This is a genomic window from Nitriliruptor alkaliphilus DSM 45188 (assembly GCF_000969705.1).
Classification (GTDB): Bacteria; Actinomycetota; Nitriliruptoria; order Nitriliruptorales; family Nitriliruptoraceae; genus Nitriliruptor; species Nitriliruptor alkaliphilus.
Map to the genome: position 1 here is coordinate 1744800 of NZ_KQ033901.1, position 15833 is coordinate 1760632.

A 15833-nucleotide genomic window follows, 5' to 3' on the forward strand; every position below is an offset into this window, starting at 1 on the left:
GCGTCCGGGTGGCGCCCGTCAGCAGCCGCCCGGGTGCGCCGGGCCCCGGCAGCGGTGCGACCAGTAGGGCTCGCCGGCACGGGTGTCGTGGACGACGCCGGTGCGCAGGAACCACGACTTCTGCTGGTGCGCGAAGGGGTCCGACCGGGGGTCACCGTGCGGATCGGTCTGGTCCCGCGGCGGGGTGTTGCCGAGGGGCCCGGGGTCGTTGCCCGAGTCGACGTACATGATGGCCGAGCCCTCGTGAGGCAGGATGCGGCCCTCCTCGTCCACGTCGAACACTTCGAGGCCGAAGTCCCGCTGCCCCGTGATGTCCGCCCAGTGGCGCCCCTCGGCGAGCGAGGTCTGCAGCAGCCGCGCCCCGGAGGTGCGGGCGTCGACCTCGGCGGCGATGTTGGCCACCTGGTGGTCGGCGAACGCCAGTTGGAACAGCACGCGGTGTTCGGGGGTGTTCGGGAGCGGACGGTCGGTCAACGCGTGGGTGTAGCCGTTGGTCTCGGACCGGTCCCACAGCATCTGGATGAGCGCGAAGATCAGCTGCTGATCGACCTTGTCCGGGTAGGTGGCGTAGAGCACCTCGCCGTACGCCCCCTCCCAGTCGACGGAGCGGTTGAGGAGGGTGGAGTAGTTGCCCCCGGGCACGCCGAGCGCTGCCTTCCGCACGTCGGGAGCGAGCGCGACCATGGAGCCACCGAGGATGCCGCCCTGCGAGTTGCCGTCGTAGACCACCTCGCTGGTGTCGATCCGGGGGACGTCGTCGGTGTCCTGGAAGGCCGGGTGCGCCGCGAAGCCATCCGGGTGGATGGTCAGACGCCCGAGCAGGTGGAAGTGCAGGAACCCCTGTTGCGAGCGGTCCGGCAGCGAGCCGAAGTTCGACACGTCGGTCAGGATGGTCGCCACGTTGGCGACGTCCTCGGTGGCCATCCCGATCCACGGGGTGGCGCACACCAGGTGGTTGTCCTGGCGCAGCAGGCTGGTCGACCCGCCGCCGGCCTCGCCGATGCCACCGAGCAGCCCGTGGCCGTAGAGGGTCGGCAGCGCCGGGTCGTCCGCCGACGCCTGGTTCGGCAGGTGGCAGACGAACTCGGCCTCCACCGTCGGGGACAGCGGGTTGACCTGGGGGGTGTCCATCGGACCCGGTGTGGGCGTGCCGTAGTAGAGGCGTGAGCCGGGCAGGTACTGCTCGACACCGGTCCCGAACTCGCGGGGCGGCAGGCGGGGCAGGTTCTGGGGCAGGGTCAGGAAGTTCGGGGCGGTGATGGTCCCGCGGATGGCACGGTCGGCGGGCCGGTCCTCGACCTCGGTGATCGTGAACGTGGGCGCGTCACCGGCGACCACACCGTCGGTCAGGTCCTCGTCGCCGAGCGCGGTGAACGCCTGGTCGCGGATGGCGAGCGAGCGGTCGGTGAGGTTCGGCGACGACGCCACGGTGAAGTCCCAGGCGAGGTACAGCTCGTCGACGTCGACCCCGACAGCGGTGAGGTCGCCGAACATGCGCTGGTACCGGCCGGCCTCACCGGGTAGGTCGTCCGGGCAGTCCGGGTCGCCCGGCTCGTCCGGCCCCGCGTGGGGCGGGCGGCCAGGTTCGCCGGTGTGGGGCGGCCGGTCGGGCTGACCGGCGTGGGGTGGCCGACCTGCACCGGCTTCGGGGTCGCCGGCGGGCGGCGCTGTCGGGCAGGCGGTCGGAGGCAGGTCGTCGCGGAGCGCAGCGAACGTCGGTCCCGCTTCGATGGCGCCACCGTCGGCGTCGCGCAGCTCGCGGAGCGCCACCACGTAGCGGTGGCCGGGTTCGAGGTTGCGCAACGGCCGGACGATCAGCAGCCGGCCGTCATCGGTGGTGTCGGGGTGGGTGTCGAGCTCCGCCCAGTACGGGTGGCGGAGGCCCGTGTCGGCGTCCAGGAGCACGATCGGGGCGTCGGGAGCGATCGAGGACGAGGGCAGCTGGATCTGGGCCTCGAGTTCGTCGGACAGCCCGAAGGTGGTCGGCAGGTCGAGCCCGGCCACGTAGGTCAGCGCTATCGAGCCGGGGGAGAACCCGTCGTTGCGGTTCCACTCGGTCGGATCGATGGGCTTGCCGACCACGTTGCGTGGCATGGTGGCCAGGTGCAGGTCGACGCGCAGCCCGGTCGGCGTCGTGGCGTCCGCGGTGGTGAAGCGGTCGTTGGGGAACGGCAGCAGGCACCGCAGGGGATCGGTGGTGTCGCAGGCGTCACCGGCGAGGGCGGCGAACGCCGGCTCGAGCGGCCCGGTGATGCCGCGGGCGAGGCCGCCCGGCAGCTGCCGGCAGGCGTCCCCCGCTCCGCCGACGACCTCGAGCGCGTCGTCCAACGACTGCGCGCCGGCGGGCACCGCCACCGCCGACGACACCAGCACGGCAGCAATGAACCCCGACACACGACGACCGCGCATCCGCGGACTCCCTCTCCCAGGTGGTCTTCCCCCGGGCGGTCTTCGGCGCCGGGCCGACGGATACCTCCCGGTACGTCAGCTGCTCGACCGAGCGGGCACCCGCCGCGCGCTCGTGCACACGGCCGGGCGAGACCGGCTGTCAACCGGGTCACCCTGTCCGTCCGGACAACGACCTCCCCCGGAGCGCCGCTGTCACCGGCACTAGCGTCGATATCGCGGTCGGGGCCCGCCGTTCTCGGGCCCGCGCCGTTGCTCCGTGTGTCGTCCACAGTCGGGTCCGTCGTCCGGTGTCATTCGGATCGAACGCGAGGGTCGTCCCCTCGCTGGACCGCTGGTGTCGACGACACCTCGCGCCCGCCGGCTCGCCCCGCTGTCCGGCTGCCCCTCCGCGCGCCCAGCTTGCCGATGAAGGAACCAGCATGAGGAACAGCGAACGATCGCTCCGCCGCCGCGGACGGACCACCGCCGTGGCGCTCGCCGCAGGGCTCCTGCTCGCCGCGTGCGGCGCCGGTGACGACGACGCCGGGACCACAGCTGACGTCGACGGCAACGGCGACGCCGACGGCGAGGTCTCGGAGGTCGTGGCCCGGTACCAGGAGTCCGGCGTCACCCTCGGCGTGGCCAACGAGGTGCCGTTCGGCTCCATCGGCGAGGACGGCCAGCCGACCGGTATCGGTCCGGACGTCGCCCGCGCTGTCCTCGACGAGATGGGCATCGCCATCAACGACGCGCAGGTCGTCGAGTTCGGCGAGTTGATCGGTGGGCTGCAGGCCGGCCAGTTCGACATCATCACCGCCGGGATGTACATCACGCCCGACCGTGCCGCGCAGGTCTTCTTCTCCGACCCGGACTACTGCGTGGCCGAGTCCCTCGCCGTCCCCGCCGGCAACCCGGACGGGATCGAGGACTACCAGTCCATCGTCGACAACCCCGACGTCACCGTCGCGGTCGCGACCGGCACGGTCGAGGTCGACTACGTCGAGCAGGCCGGCGTCCCTGACGACCAGGTCGCGACCTTCGGCGACATCGAGTCGATGTACCGCGCGCTCGAGGCCGGCGAGGTCGACGCCGTGACCGGCACCCTCGCCACGGTCCAGACCCAGGCGAACGCACGCGATGGCATCGATGCCGTCGAGGGCTTCTTCCCGGTGACCGAAGACGGCGAGGAGATCCTGCCGTGTGGTGGCCACGCCTTCGACGACGAGGAGTTCCGGGACGCGTTCAACGAGGTGCTGAACCGGTTCCGGGATGACGGCACCACGACCGAGATCATCACCGCGTACGAGGACTTCACCGAGGAGGACGTCGCGAAGGCCAACGAGCTGACCGTCGACGACCTCTCGTAGGTCCACCACGCGCGGCCCGGACTCGTCCAGCGTCGGGTCCGGGCCGCTGGTGAGCAGCGGCGGCCGCGATCGGCAGGGAGTGCCATGGAGGAGTGGGTCCTCAGCTCGGGGCAGTACCGGCAGCTGATGCTCGGTCTGCAGTTGACGCTCCAGGTCCTCGGGCTGTCGTTCCTGCTCGGTGTGGTGCTGTCGCTGATCTTCGGCGTCCTGCGCCTCGCTCCACAGCGGTGGATCCGGGGTGCGGCCCTCGTCTACGTCGAGTTCGCGCGCGGCATCTCGTCGATCATCCTGCTGTTCATCATGGCCATCGCCGTGCCGATCCTGCTCGACATCCGCGTGAGCTCGGCGGCCCTGGTCTACCTGGCCTCGCTCGCGCTCGGCCTGAACATGGGCGGCTACGGGGCCGAGATCGTCCGCGGCGCGATCCTGGCGGTCCCCAAGGGCCAGACCGAAGCGTCCATCGCCCTGAACCTCTCGCCCGGGCAACGGCTGCGCAACGTGACCCTGCCGCAGGCGATGCGCCTGATCCTGCCGCCGTTCGGCAACCTCACCATCGAGATCCTCAAGGGCACGGCGCTGGTGTCCCTGATCGGCATGAGCGACATCATGCAGCAGACCCGCAACCTCATCCAGCAGCAGCTCGCGGCCGGGGTGGCGGGCGTCACCGTCCTGTTCCTCAACGTCTTGATCATCTACTTCGTGGCGGCTCAAGCGATCAACGGTCTGTTCCGGTTCCTCGAGTGGCGGCTCGAACGCCGGTACCGGGCCCGGACCGGGGAGCTGCCCCGGTTGCCGTCGGACGCCAACCTCGCGGGAGCCGGGAATTGAGCGCCGCGACCACGCCGACCGAGGGCCGCAGCGACCGGCCCGAGTTCCAGCCGCACCGCCGCTGGTACCGCCGACCGGACGTCGCCGTCCCCGTCGCGCTGGTCACCATCGGCTTCGCGATCCTCGTGAGCGCCGGCGACGTGACGGGGCGCTACCAGGCCCGGTTCACCGCCGAGCGCGACGTCGTGCCGGACTGGGAGTTCCTGTTCCACCTCATCCCGCAGATGCTGCGCGGCCTGTACGTCACTGCACGGGCGACCGTCCTCGGCTTCATGATCGCCGTGACCCTCGGGTTCCTCATGGCGCTGGCGCGCCGCTCGCAGGTCAGGGCCGTCTCCTGGCCCGCGGTGGCCATCATCGAGTTCATCCGCTCGACGCCGATCCTCGTCCAGCTCGTGTTCCTGCAGGCGCTCACCCGCGCGACCCCCGTCATCGCGCTGACGGGGGTGCAGGTGCTGATCATCGGGCTCGGCGTCCACTACGCCACGTACTGCTCCGAGGGGTACCGCGCCGGCATCAACAGCGTGGCCAAGGGGCAGTGGGAGGCGTCGACGGCGCTGAACCTCAGCCCCTGGACCAAGTGGACCAAGGTCATCATCCCGCAGGCCGTGCCCAACACCCTGCCGGCCCTCGGCAACTACCTCATCGCCGGTTTCAAGGACGCGCCGATCGCGGACGCGGTCGTCGCGGTGCCAGGCGTGCTGTTCTTCGCCAACACCATCCGGGCCGATTCCTTCCGGCCGGTGGAGCCCTACCTGCTCATCGGTGTCGGCTTCCTGCTCGTCAGCCTGCCGGCCGCGTTCCTCGTGCGACGACTGGAGAGACGCCTTGCCTACGAACGCATCTGACAGCGCCGCCGCGGTCTCGCCCAAGGGCGCCGCGGGTGTGCGCATGCGCGGCGTGAACAAGCGCTTCGGTGACAACGTGGTCCTACGCGACCTCGACCTCGACGTCGACCCGGGCGAACGTGTGGTGATCATCGGCCCGTCGGGGTCCGGCAAGACCACGATCCTGCGCGTGATCATGACCCTCGAGCGTCCCGACAGCGGGACGATCGAGATCGGCGGCAAGCACCTCTACCACCGCGAGGGTCCCGGCGGCCTCAAGCCCGCGAACGAGAAGCAGATCAGCAAGGTCCGCTCCGACATCGGGATGGTGTTCCAGCACTTCAACCTGTTCCCGCACATGAGCTCGCTCGAGAACATCATGCTGGCGCCGGTCAAGGTGCACGGCAAGAGCCGCGACGAGGCCCGCGAGCGCGGCATGGAGCTGCTCGAGAAGGTCGGCCTCGCCGACCACGCCAACCACACCCCCGGCGAGCTGTCCGGTGGCCAGAAGCAGCGCGTGGCGATCGCCCGGGCCCTGGCGACCGAGCCCGCGGTGATGCTGTTCGACGAGGTCACCTCGGCGCTCGACCCCGAGCTGGTCGGTGAGGTGCTCAACGTGCTGCGCGACATCGCCGAGGAGGGCGCGACCACGATGATGCTGGTCACCCACGAGATGGGCTTCGCCAGCGAGATCGCCGACCGCGTCGTGATGTTCGACCACGGGCAGATCCTGGAGTCCGGTACCCCCGACGAGCTGCTGCGCGACCCGCAGGAGCAGCGCACCAAGGACTTCCTCGGCGCCGTCTTCGAGCACTGACCCGCCCGAGGGGGCCTCCGGGCGGCGGACCGCCGCCCACGTGGCCCTCCCGCGCGCGGTGGCCGCTACGCGGTCCGAGGTATCGGCGCCGCGGGAGCTGCGCTGGGCCTACGGTCAGGCGCCCTGAGGCGCCGCGTGGCGTCCACGACCACATGGGGGATCTCGTGCGCAGGACCGTCACCGTCGCCGTCGTCTCGCTCGCCACATCCATCGCCCTCACGTTGCCGGCGACCGCAGTCACCGGCAACTACGAGCGCGACTTCGTCCACACCGGGGTCGGACTGCTGGTCGTCTACGACGATGACGGGGAGTTCGCCGGTCGCTGCTCGGGGACCCTGCTCACCACCACCGTCTTCCTCACCGCAGGCCATTGCACCGACGGAGCGGCGGACGCCCGCGTCTACTTCGAGCAGGACGCCGGTGTGAACTTCGACCCGGAGCTCGGCGTCGACCCGGTCTCCGGCTACCCCGAGTGGGGCGGTGTCGAGGCCGCCGAGGTCCACACCATGCCCGGCTACGATGACTTCGCGAGCTTCCCCGAGACCCGTGACGTCGGCGTGGTGATCCTCGCCGAAACGGTGGAGGACGTCCTGTACGGCGCCCTGCTCGATCCCGGATCGCTCGACCGCCTCGCTGCCCGCTCCGGCAAGAAGGACGTCTCCTTCACCGTCAGTGGCTACGGCGTCAACTGGATCAACCCGGTCCAGATCACCTCGCTGCGCGAACGGATGATGGCCACCGCCACGCTGACCAACCTGACGAACAACCTGACGGACGGCTACAACCTGGCGCACTCCGGCGACCCGGGGAAGGGCAAGGGCGGCACCTGCTTCGGTGACTCCGGCGGTCCGGTCTTCCTCGCCGGCACGAACGTCATCGCCGGGGTGACCTCCTTCGGGCTGTCCGCGCAGACCTGCACGGGTCCGGGCTTCGCCTACCGGACCGACCAGCAGGTCGTGCACGACTGGGTGTCCTCGCTCGTACCCGACGACCAGGAGCTGGAGGTCGTCCACCGCTGAACGGGCCCTGGCGCGGCCGAGCGCCGACCGCGGACGCTCAGCCGGCCGGCAGGCTGACGAAGCGCAGCTCGGTCATCTCCGCGATGGCGTGTGCCGGCCCCTCGCGGGTGTTGCCGGCGTCGGCGACGCCGCCGTAGGGCTGCTGGTCGACGCGGACGGTCGGCACGTCGCCGATCAGGACGCCGCCGAAGTCGAGCTCGTGGACGGCGCGCATGGCGGCCGACAGGTCACGGGTGAACACGCCGGCCTGCAGCCGGAAGGCGCTGTCGTTGGCCAGCCCGATCGCCTCGCCGAGGTCGTCGTAGGGCCGGGTGACCACCACGGGTCCGAAGATCTCCTCGCGCCACAGTTCGCTGTCGAGTGGCGGTGCGACGACCACGGTCGGCTGCACCGTGCGGTCGCCGACGAGCTGCCCACCGGTCGCCACCCGACCGCCGCCGTCGACCGCGGCCTCGATCCAGCCGACCACGCGTGCCGCCGCGCCCGGATCGATCAGGGGGCCGACCTCGGTGGCCTCGTCGCCGGGGTCGCCCACCACCAGGGTGGCTGCGGCCTCGGCCAGCAGTGCCGCGAGCTCGTCGTGCACGTCGCGGTGCGCGAGGACCCGTTGCACCGAGATGCAGGACTGGCCGGCGTAGCCGTACCCGCCGGCGCGGATCCGTCGCGCGACGTCGGCGAGGTCGGCATCGGGTTCGACGATGACCGGGGCGTTCGAGCCGAGCTCGAGCGCGACCTTCTTGCGCGGCGCGGCGGCGGCGATCGACCAGCCGACACCGACGCTGCCGGTGAAGGTGACCATGGCCGGGACGTCGTGGGCGACGAGCGGGATCGCGGCCTCACGCCCGCCGTCGGTGACCACCGAGATCCAGTCCGCGGGCAGGCCGGCCTCGATCAGCAGCTCGACGAGCGCCAGCGCGGTCAGCGGCGTCTGCGGTGCTGGCTTGAGGACCACGGGGCAGCCGGCGGCGATCGCCGGCGCCAGCTTGTGCGCCACGAGGTTGAGCGGGAAGTTGAACGGCGTGATCGCTGCGACCACGCCGAGCGGCACCCGCAGCGCGAACCCGAGCCGGCCCTCCCCGGATGCGGATGCGCCCATCGGGACCATCTCGCCGGTCAGCGTCCGAGCCTCGCCGGCGGCGAAGCGGAAGGTGTCGACGCAGCGGTCGACCTCGCCGCGTGCGGTCGTGATGGGCTTGCCGGCCTCGCGGCAGATGCGGCGGGCGAACTCCTCGCGCCGCTCGAGCAGCAGCCGGGCGGTGCGATCGAGGACGGCAGCCCGACGGTGGGCGGGCAGGTCGCATCGCGCCAGCGCGGCGGCCGCGGCGGCGCACGCGGCATCGACCTCGGCCGGCCCGCACCGGGGAACGGCCCCGACGAGCGCGCCGTCGCAGGGGTCGGCGACCTCGACGGCGTCGGCCGTCGTCACCAGCTCGCCGCCGATGCGGACGGGGGTCTGATCCACGGTGTGCCTCCAGGCGTCGTGCCCTCCGAGGTGGGCAGCTGCAGGTGCAGGTCCGGTCCGCGAGGTCGCGGCCGGTGTCAGCGCGGTGGTCGCCCGGCGTCGGGGCCGGCCTGCTCGTAGGCGTGGGCGGCCCGGAGGACGAGCGCGTCCTCGTGACGACGGCCGACCAGCTGGAGCCCGATCGGCAGCCCCGCCGACGTGCGACCGCAAGGCACCGAGATCGCCGGCTGACCGGTGAGGTTGAACGGCCAGCTGAAGCCCGCCCAGGTCGGCCAGCGGTCGTCGGGCCACCCGTCCGGTACGTCGAGATCGGCGCCGAAGGGGCTGATGCCGACGGCGGGCGTGACGAGCAGGTCGAAGCGCTCGTGGAAGGTGCCGACGCGGGTGGCCAGGTCACCGCGCGCCACGGCGGCGGCGACGTACTCGACCCCGCTGCGACGGGCACCGTCCTCGGTGATGCGCCGCAGCCCCGGGTCCATCGCCGCGCGCTGCGCGTCGGTCCACGCCGCCGTCGCCTGCGCGGCGCCGACGTTCCACAGCGTCTCGAAGATCGGCAGGGCATCGCCGAGATCCGGGTCGGCGAGCTCGACGTGGGCGCCGAGGTCCGCCAGCAGATCGACCGCGGCGGCCACCGCCGCGGCGATCTCCGGCTCGACGACGATCCCGCCGAGGGTCGGGCTGAAGGCCACCCGCAGCCCCGCTACCCCGCCCTCGAGCTGGTCCACGAAGCGCCCCTCGGGGCGGCGTTGCGCGGTCGCGTCGCGCGGATCCGGGGTGGCCTGCACGTCGAGCATCAGGGCGGTGTCGGCGACCGTCCGGGTCATCGGGCCGTGGTGGGCCAGCGTGCCGTACGGGGTGGCGGGCCAGAGGGGCACGACGCCCTGGGTGGGCTTGAGACCGACGTGCCCGCAGAACGCCGCCGGGATGCGGATCGACCCGCCGCCGTCGCTGCCCGTCGCCAACGGCACCATCCCCGTCGCCACGGCGGCCGAGCTGCCGCCGCTGGAGCCACCGGCGGTCCGGGCAGGGTCCCACGGGTTGCAGGTGACGCCGGTCAGCGGCGAGTCGGTGACCGCCTTCCACCCGAGCTCGGGTGTGGTGGTCTTGCCCACGAGGACCGCGCCGTTGGCCCGCAGCGCCGCCACCGACGGCGAGTCCGTCGTGTCGAGGACGGCCGCGTCGGTCGTGAGCGACCCGCGGCGGGTCGCCCACCCCGTCACCAGCATCAGGTCCTTGATCGCCGCCGGGACCCCGTCGACGACGCCGAGCGGCGCACCGGCGGCCCACCGTCGTTGGGAGGCCAGCGCCGCGGCGCGTGCACCGTCGGCGTCCACGAAGCAGAACGCGTTGGTGACCTCGTCGACCTCGGCGATCCGGGCGAGACACGCGTCGGTCGCCTCGACCGGCGACAGGTCGCCGCGGGCGTACCGGGCGACCAGCTCGGTGGCCGGCAGGTCGGTGAGGGCCTCCATCGCGGCGCCGGTCGTCGGGGCGGTCACGCGGCCGTCGCCTTCTCGATCGCCTCGGTCACGATCGCGATCGCCGTGTCGACCTGTGCCTCGTCGACGACCAGCGGTGGGATCAGCCGCACGACCTGACCGTAGGCGCCGCACGCCAGCAGCAGCAGGCCCCGTTGCTCGGCCTCCTTGAGGACCCGCCCCGCGGCGGCACCGTCGGGCGCACCCTCCGGGTCGCGCAGCTCGACACCGACCATCAGCCCGCGCCCGCGCACGTCACCGACGGCGTCGATGTCCAGCGTGCTGCGACGCAGCCCGTCGAGCAGCCGATCGCCCAGCACCTCGGCGCGTGCGACCAGCCCCTCCTCGGCGACCACGTCCAGGGTCGCCAGCGCGGCGGCACAGGACACGGCGTTGCCACCGTACGTGCCGCCCTGCGAGCCCGGCCGCCCCTGCGCCATCAGCGCGGCGGGTGCGCCGAAGGTCGACAGGGGGAACCCGCTGGCCAGGCCCTTGGCCGAGACCACCAGGTCCGGGACGATGCCCGCGTGGTCGTGGCCCCAGAACCTGCCGGTGCGCCCGATGCCGGTCTGGATCTCGTCGATGACCAGCAGCATGCCGTGACGGTCGCACCGTTCACGCAACCCGCGGAGGAAGGCGTCCGGCGCGGGGACGTACCCGCCCTCGCCGAGCACCGGCTCGACGAAGATCGCCGCGGTCTCGTCCGGGGCGGTGTGGGTGGCGAGGAGGTGGTCGAGCTCGGCCAACGCGAACCGGGTGGCCTCCGCCTCGCTCCAGCCGTAGCGGTGGGCGGTCGGGAACGGGGCGGTGTGGACCCCGCCCATCAGCGGCGCCAGGCCGGAGCGGAGCGCCGTCTTCGAGGTCGTCATCGACAGCGCCCCCATGGTGCGTCCGTGGAACCCGCCGTCGAACGCGATGACGTTGGGTCGGCCGGTGGCCTGACGCACCAGCCGCAGGGCGGCCTCGACCGCCTCGGTGCCGGCGCTGGCGAAGAAGAACGCGTCGATCCCGGCCGGCATGACCTCGGTCAGCCGCTCGCTCAGCTCGAGCAGTGGCTGGTGGCGCACGGTCGTGTACTGGGCGTGCACGATCCGGCCGATCTGTTCCTGGGCCGCGGCCACGACCCGGGGGTGGCCGTGCCCGGTCGACAGCACCCCGATGCCGGCGGTGAAGTCGAGGTAGCGGCGGCCGTCGTGGCCGAACAGCTCGGCGCCCGAGCCGCCGACGGCGATGACGTCGCTGGACTGGCGCAGCAGCGGGGAGAGCATCGTCGCTCCTCGAAGGTGGACTCCCCGGGCTGTCCGGTCCCGCCGGTCGACGGTCGGTGCGGGCCGTGGGAGGCGGTGCTGGACACACGGTGGCAGCGGTGCGTAGGATTGTCAACAATCGTACGACCCGTGCCGACGGACCCGTGCGTCCTGCCACCGTCCCCACCCGCCTGTCACCGAGGAGCCCCGGTGTCCGTCACCCGAAGCCGCGACGCTGCGCCGCCCGACGAGCCGGCGGTGGGTGCCATCGCGCCGATCGCGCGTCGGACCACGGTGAGCCTCATCGCCGAGCGCCTGCGCGCGGGCATCGGGGACGGGACCTTCCCGGCGGGCGAGCAGCTCGGAGAAGCTCACCTCGCCGAGCAGCTGGAGGTCAGCCGCGGCCCGGTGCGCGAGGCGCTGCAACGGTTGATCCAGGAAGGTCTGCTGATCAGCCACCCGCACCGCGGCGTGTTCGTGGTCTCGTTGGGCGCGGCGGACGTCGCCGACGTCCATCTCGCTCGGCGGGCGGTCGAGACCGCAGCGGTCGAACGCGTGGCCGACGCCGTGCGGCGGGACGGCGGCGCCGTGCTGGCGCCTGCGCGGGCCGTGCTCGATCAGCTCGCGGCGGCCGCCGCCGAGGACGATTGGCCGGCGGTCGCTGACCTCGACCTCGAACTGCACCACGCGCTCGTCACGGCGGCCGACAGCCCGCGTCTGTCGCGGATGTACGCCACGCTGGTGGTCGAGACGCGGCTGTGCCTCGGTGCGCTCGAGCCGGCCTACCCCGTCCGCGCCGAGCTGGTCGACGAACACGCCGAGCTCATCGACGCGGTGGCCACCGGTGACGCCGCCATCGCGCGGCGGGTCCTCGAGCAGCACCTCGGCGACGGGGTCGACCGGCTGGCCGCGCGTACCCCCGACCCCGGATCCCCCGAGGAGTGAGCCGATGACGTCGAGGTACCTGGAGCTGCTGCTGCCGACCATCGGGGCCCGCGGGGTCGCCCGGTTGCTCGACGACCAGGCGCCACGGACCTGCGCGGCCGTGTGGAAGGCCCTGCCCCTCGAGGACGACCTCTACCACGCCAAGTACGCCCGCAACGAGGTCTACGCGTTCTTCTCGGCGCTCGCCGACCCACCGGTCGGACTCGAGAACCCGACCATCACCCCCATCCCCGGGGACCTGTGCTACTTCGAGTTCTCCTCGGGTCAGCTGCCCGCCGCCAGCTACGGCTACAGCGAGGACGAGGGCAGCGCGGGCCGCGACACGGTGGTCGACATCGCGCTGTTCTACGGCCGCAACAACCTGCTGATCAACGGCGACGTGGGGTACGTCCCGGGCAACGTCTTCGCGACCGTGGTCGAAGGTCTCGACGAACTGGCCGCCGCCTGCAACCGTGTGTGGCGTGAGGGTGCCGTCGGCGAACGGCTCCTGCTGCGCCGGTACGAGAGCTGAGGGAGGCCGCCATGGCCACACCCGTCGTCCGCTCGCCTCAGGGGTCGGTCCCCACGCGGTTCAAGGGGCCGGTGCGGTTCGACGAGGTCCCGGTCGACACCGACGCGATCGGCGTGGTGGTCCCGTTCGATTTCGAGCTGGACTGGGAGTACTGGAAGTACCTGCCCTCCCACGTCGAGCTGTTCTTCACCCGCACCCCGTACGTCCAGGCCCCGGTGGGGCTGGAGATGGCCCGGGCGTGCGGCCGTCCGAGCGTGGTCGCCAAGGGCGTCAAGGCGCTCGGGGCGGTGCGTCCCGCGTCGACCCTGTACGCCTGCACCTCAGGCAGCTTCGTCGACGGGCTCGCCGGTGAGGCGGCCATCCGCGAGGCGATGCTCCGTGCCGGTGCCCGCCGCGCGGTCACCAGCAGCGGCGCGGCGCTGCAGGCGCTCGATGCCGTCGGCGCCCGGCGGGTCTCGGTCGTGGCCCCCTACACCAAGGGCACCACCGTCAAGCTCGTCGACTTCCTCACCGAGGCCGGTGTGGTGACGGTCCGGGCCGCCTACCTGGGCCTCAACGGATCGATCAGCCGGGTCAGCCAGGCGACGATCGCTGAGCTGGTCCGATCGGCGGCGCACCCCGAGGCCGAGGCGATCTACGTCAGCTGCACGGCGATGCGGACCTTCGGGATGGTCGCCGAGCTGGAGCGCGAGCTGCGCGTGCCGATCCTGACCTCGAACCAGGTGTCGCTGTGGGCTGCCCTCTGGGAGGCCGACATCCTGCCGCGGGCGACCCAGGAGCACGGGTGGGTCATGGGCGGCGGCGACCCGATGAGCCGCTCGACCGCGCTGCTGTTGGCCGCGGCGGGGGCGTCACCGGCCGGGTTGGGTCACCGGCTCTGACGTGCCGGCTGCGAACAGCGTGCCGAGACCGTCGGCGCGGGCGGTGCGGCCGCTGAGGCGCAGCGCCTCGAAGACGGTCACCTGGTTGGCCGTCAGCACGGGCTTGCCGACCCTGGCCTCGAGCCGGTCGAGCAGCCGCACGGTGTGCAGCGCGGTGTCGGGCACGAGGATCGCCTGTGCCTCCGGGTGGTCGCCAGCGGCCACGAAGCCGACGGTCGCGTCCGCGTCCAGGGTGCCGACCTCGGCGGCGGTGACGATGCCCTGCGAACCGGTCGCGAGCACGGCCACGCCCGCGTGGTCGAGGAACGTCGCGAAACGCTGGGCGACGTCGGCGGGGTAGGTCGCGGCCACCGCGACCCGCGTGATGCCGAGCGCGGCCAACGCCGAGACGAACGCGAACGAGGTGCTCGACGCGGGTGCTCCGAGGTCCTGGCTCAGCGCGTCGACCTGCGCTCGCGCACCGTCCCAGCCGAACACGAAGCTCCCGCTGGTGCAGGCCCAGACGCCGACGTCGACCCCGCGCGCCTGCAGCTCCTTCGCGCCGGGTCGGAGCCGGTCGCGGCCGCCGATCTCCAGCAGCGCGTCCTCGCGATGGGCGTCCTCGCCCATCCCGGTGTGCACGACCTCGACGACGACCTGCGGGCCGAGCATGGCAGCGACCGCGGGGTAGTCGTCCTCGGCCGCGTGGCCCGGGTACAGGAACCCCAGCCGGACGGGTCCCGCGTCGTGTCGGTCGGCGGCGATGACAGGTACCGATCGTCGGGTCGCCCCCACCCTACGGTCAGCCGATGCTCCCGCGCGTCAGTCCTCGGTGGGGCGCGCGGTGATGGTGCCGATCTCGACGCACTCGACCCGGATCCCGTCGAGCTCCTCGGGCAGCGCGTGGGTGGCCGGCTGCGTGCGCACGTAGATGCGCAGGCACCCGTCCCCGATGCCGACGCCCTCGACCCCGTCCTGCTGCCCGAACCGGCGCTGCGCCTCCTGCTTGGCCGCCCGCAACTGCTCGATGGTGGGGCGGTCAGGGCCCGGCACAGCGGTGCTCCCGGTCGTCGATCACGCCGGCAGCGTACGACCGTCCGGGTCGGCCGCGCCCACGATCGTGGCGCCGAGCTCGGCGAGCACCACCTGGATGGGGTTGCAGAACGTGGTGTCGCCGCCCCCGGCGAACAGCAGGCCGACGGGCGCGTGCGACAGCCCATCGACCACGAGCGAGCCTGAGTCGCCGCCGTCGCTGAACGGTGTGCCCGCCCCGACCACCGCGAACTGGTCCTCGAAGCGCACCGTCCGGGTCCCGAAGCGGACCTGGATGTCGGCCGCGATGTCGAGCACGACCCCCACGGTGTGGCCGGTCGTCCGCCCGTGCTTGCGCACGGAGCGGTACAGCACCGCCTCGACCGGCTCGGTCAGCGGCGGACCGATGTCGACGATCTCGGGCAAGACGTCGGCCGGGTCGAGGAGCTCACCCACCGCGGCATCGACGGTGTTGCCGCCGTCGAACCGCAGCGGGACCATCGCGTGCAGCCGCGCGATGGGGTCGTCGGGGTCACCGCCGTCGGCCGGCCCCGGTTCGAGGATGGGGTCGCCGATCTCGGCGGCGTTCGAGTTCGCCAGGACGTGGTTGTTGGACAGGATGTAGCGACCCGGCGCGTCGGCGAGCTCGACCAGGCAGCCGAGGGTCCCGGCGGTCACGTCACGGTGGCCGACCGACACCCCGCAGGGCACGGGACGGCCCCGGGCGACGAGGTCACCCAGGGCGATCACGTCGGTGGGCACGCCGGCGACCTCGTCGGGCACGAGCTCGCGGGCGGTCAGCTCACGACGCGGCCGTTTCGTACGCACGTACACGCGGACCGCGAGGCCGTCGAGACCGCGGCCGACGACCTTGGCGCCGTACCCCACGCCGAGCAGGTTGCCGCGTGGCGGCAGCTGCATCGGTTCGTCCGCGGCGGCCGCCGCCGGGCCGAGCAGCGCCCTGAGCACCTCACGTTTGGAGGCCGCGGCCTCGGCCCGCAGCTCGCTGGCGTCCGACATCTCGGTCCTCTCCCCGTCGCGGCTGTCACGCG

Annotated in this window: 15 protein-coding genes; 8 read left to right on the forward strand and 7 right to left on the reverse strand. The window is 72.6% G+C overall.

What is annotated here, in order from left to right:
* Positions 1 to 18 precede the first annotated feature (18 nt).
* Entirely contained in the window at positions 19 to 2409 is a 2391-nt protein-coding gene (locus NITAL_RS08235) for a hypothetical protein (protein WP_052665654.1), read from the reverse strand.
* Between the two features lie 419 nt (positions 2410 to 2828).
* Between NITAL_RS08235 and ehuB the strand changes: the two genes are divergently transcribed.
* The 5 genes from ehuB (at position 2829) to NITAL_RS08260 (ending at position 7246) form a co-directional block, all read left to right on the forward strand.
* Positions 2829 to 3755 (forward strand): ectoine/hydroxyectoine ABC transporter substrate-binding protein EhuB, encoded by a 927-nt coding sequence (ehuB, locus tag NITAL_RS08240; protein WP_052665656.1) that lies wholly within the window; start codon positions 2829 to 2831, stop codon positions 3753 to 3755.
* Positions 3756 to 3839: 84 nt separating this feature from the next.
* Positions 3840 to 4583 (forward strand): amino acid ABC transporter permease, encoded by a 744-nt coding sequence (locus NITAL_RS08245; RefSeq protein WP_052665658.1) that lies wholly within the window; start codon positions 3840 to 3842, stop codon positions 4581 to 4583.
* Positions 4580 to 5431 (forward strand): ectoine/hydroxyectoine ABC transporter permease subunit EhuD, encoded by an 852-nt coding sequence (gene ehuD / locus NITAL_RS08250; protein ID WP_211262276.1) that lies wholly within the window; start codon positions 4580 to 4582, stop codon positions 5429 to 5431. The genes NITAL_RS08245 and ehuD overlap by 4 nt, the downstream gene beginning before the upstream one ends.
* Before the next feature lie 43 nt (positions 5432 to 5474).
* Positions 5475 to 6227 carry an ectoine/hydroxyectoine ABC transporter ATP-binding protein EhuA gene (gene ehuA, locus NITAL_RS08255; protein ID WP_052665660.1) on the forward strand — a complete coding sequence of 251 codons (753 nt, stop codon included), beginning with the start codon at positions 5475 to 5477 and terminating at the stop codon, positions 6225 to 6227.
* A 164-nt stretch (positions 6228 to 6391) separates the two neighbouring features.
* Positions 6392 to 7246, forward strand: a complete 855-nt coding sequence (locus NITAL_RS08260; protein WP_169786784.1) for a trypsin-like serine protease — start codon at positions 6392 to 6394, stop codon at positions 7244 to 7246.
* Positions 7247 to 7283: 37 nt separating this feature from the next.
* Here NITAL_RS08260 and NITAL_RS08265 read toward each other — a convergent pair whose 3' ends face one another.
* The 3 genes from NITAL_RS08265 to NITAL_RS08275 all read right to left on the reverse strand — a co-directional run bounded on the left by NITAL_RS08265 (position 7284) and on the right by NITAL_RS08275 (position 11454).
* Positions 7284 to 8708, reverse strand: coding sequence for an aldehyde dehydrogenase family protein (locus NITAL_RS08265; RefSeq protein WP_211262277.1), 1425 nt, complete (start codon positions 8706 to 8708; stop codon positions 7284 to 7286).
* A gap of 77 nt (positions 8709 to 8785) precedes the next feature.
* Positions 8786 to 10207, reverse strand: coding sequence for an amidase (locus tag NITAL_RS08270; protein WP_211262278.1), 1422 nt, complete (start codon positions 10205 to 10207; stop codon positions 8786 to 8788).
* On the reverse strand, positions 10204 to 11454 hold the full coding sequence (locus NITAL_RS08275) for an aspartate aminotransferase family protein (protein WP_052665669.1): 1251 nt from the start codon (positions 11452 to 11454) through the stop codon (positions 10204 to 10206). Before NITAL_RS08275 ends, NITAL_RS08270 begins: the two co-directional genes overlap by 4 nt.
* 189 nt (positions 11455 to 11643) lie before the next feature.
* Between NITAL_RS08275 and NITAL_RS08280 the strand changes: the two genes are divergently transcribed.
* The 3 genes from NITAL_RS08280 to NITAL_RS08290 are packed head-to-tail and all read left to right on the forward strand — an operon-like array spanning position 11644 to position 13770.
* Complete coding sequence (locus tag NITAL_RS08280) at positions 11644 to 12378, forward strand: GntR family transcriptional regulator (protein ID WP_083441354.1); 735 nt, start codon at positions 11644 to 11646, stop codon at positions 12376 to 12378.
* A gap of 4 nt (positions 12379 to 12382) precedes the next feature.
* The gene (locus NITAL_RS08285) at positions 12383 to 12889 is read left to right on the forward strand and encodes a DUF3830 family protein (protein ID WP_052665671.1); all 507 of its coding nucleotides are present in this window, start codon (positions 12383 to 12385) and stop codon (positions 12887 to 12889) included.
* Between the two features lie 11 nt (positions 12890 to 12900).
* Positions 12901 to 13770 carry a maleate cis-trans isomerase family protein gene (locus tag NITAL_RS08290; RefSeq protein WP_052665673.1) on the forward strand — a complete coding sequence of 290 codons (870 nt, stop codon included), beginning with the start codon at positions 12901 to 12903 and terminating at the stop codon, positions 13768 to 13770.
* On the opposite strand, the gene NITAL_RS08295 is transcribed toward NITAL_RS08290, so the two are convergent.
* From NITAL_RS08295 to NITAL_RS08305, 3 genes are read right to left on the reverse strand one after another with little or no spacing between them, the layout of a single operon-like run.
* Positions 13741 to 14514 (reverse strand): maleate cis-trans isomerase family protein, encoded by a 774-nt coding sequence (locus NITAL_RS08295; protein ID WP_342674222.1) that lies wholly within the window; start codon positions 14512 to 14514, stop codon positions 13741 to 13743. The genes NITAL_RS08290 and NITAL_RS08295 overlap by 30 nt on opposite strands.
* A 57-nt stretch (positions 14515 to 14571) precedes the next feature.
* Positions 14572 to 14802: a hypothetical protein gene (locus NITAL_RS08300; protein ID WP_052665675.1), complete on the reverse strand. Its 231-nt coding sequence runs from the start codon at positions 14800 to 14802 to the stop codon at positions 14572 to 14574.
* A gap of 21 nt (positions 14803 to 14823) precedes the next feature.
* Positions 14824 to 15801, reverse strand: coding sequence for a chymotrypsin family serine protease (locus tag NITAL_RS08305; RefSeq protein ID WP_052665677.1), 978 nt, complete (start codon positions 15799 to 15801; stop codon positions 14824 to 14826).
* Positions 15802 to 15833 lie beyond the last annotated feature (32 nt).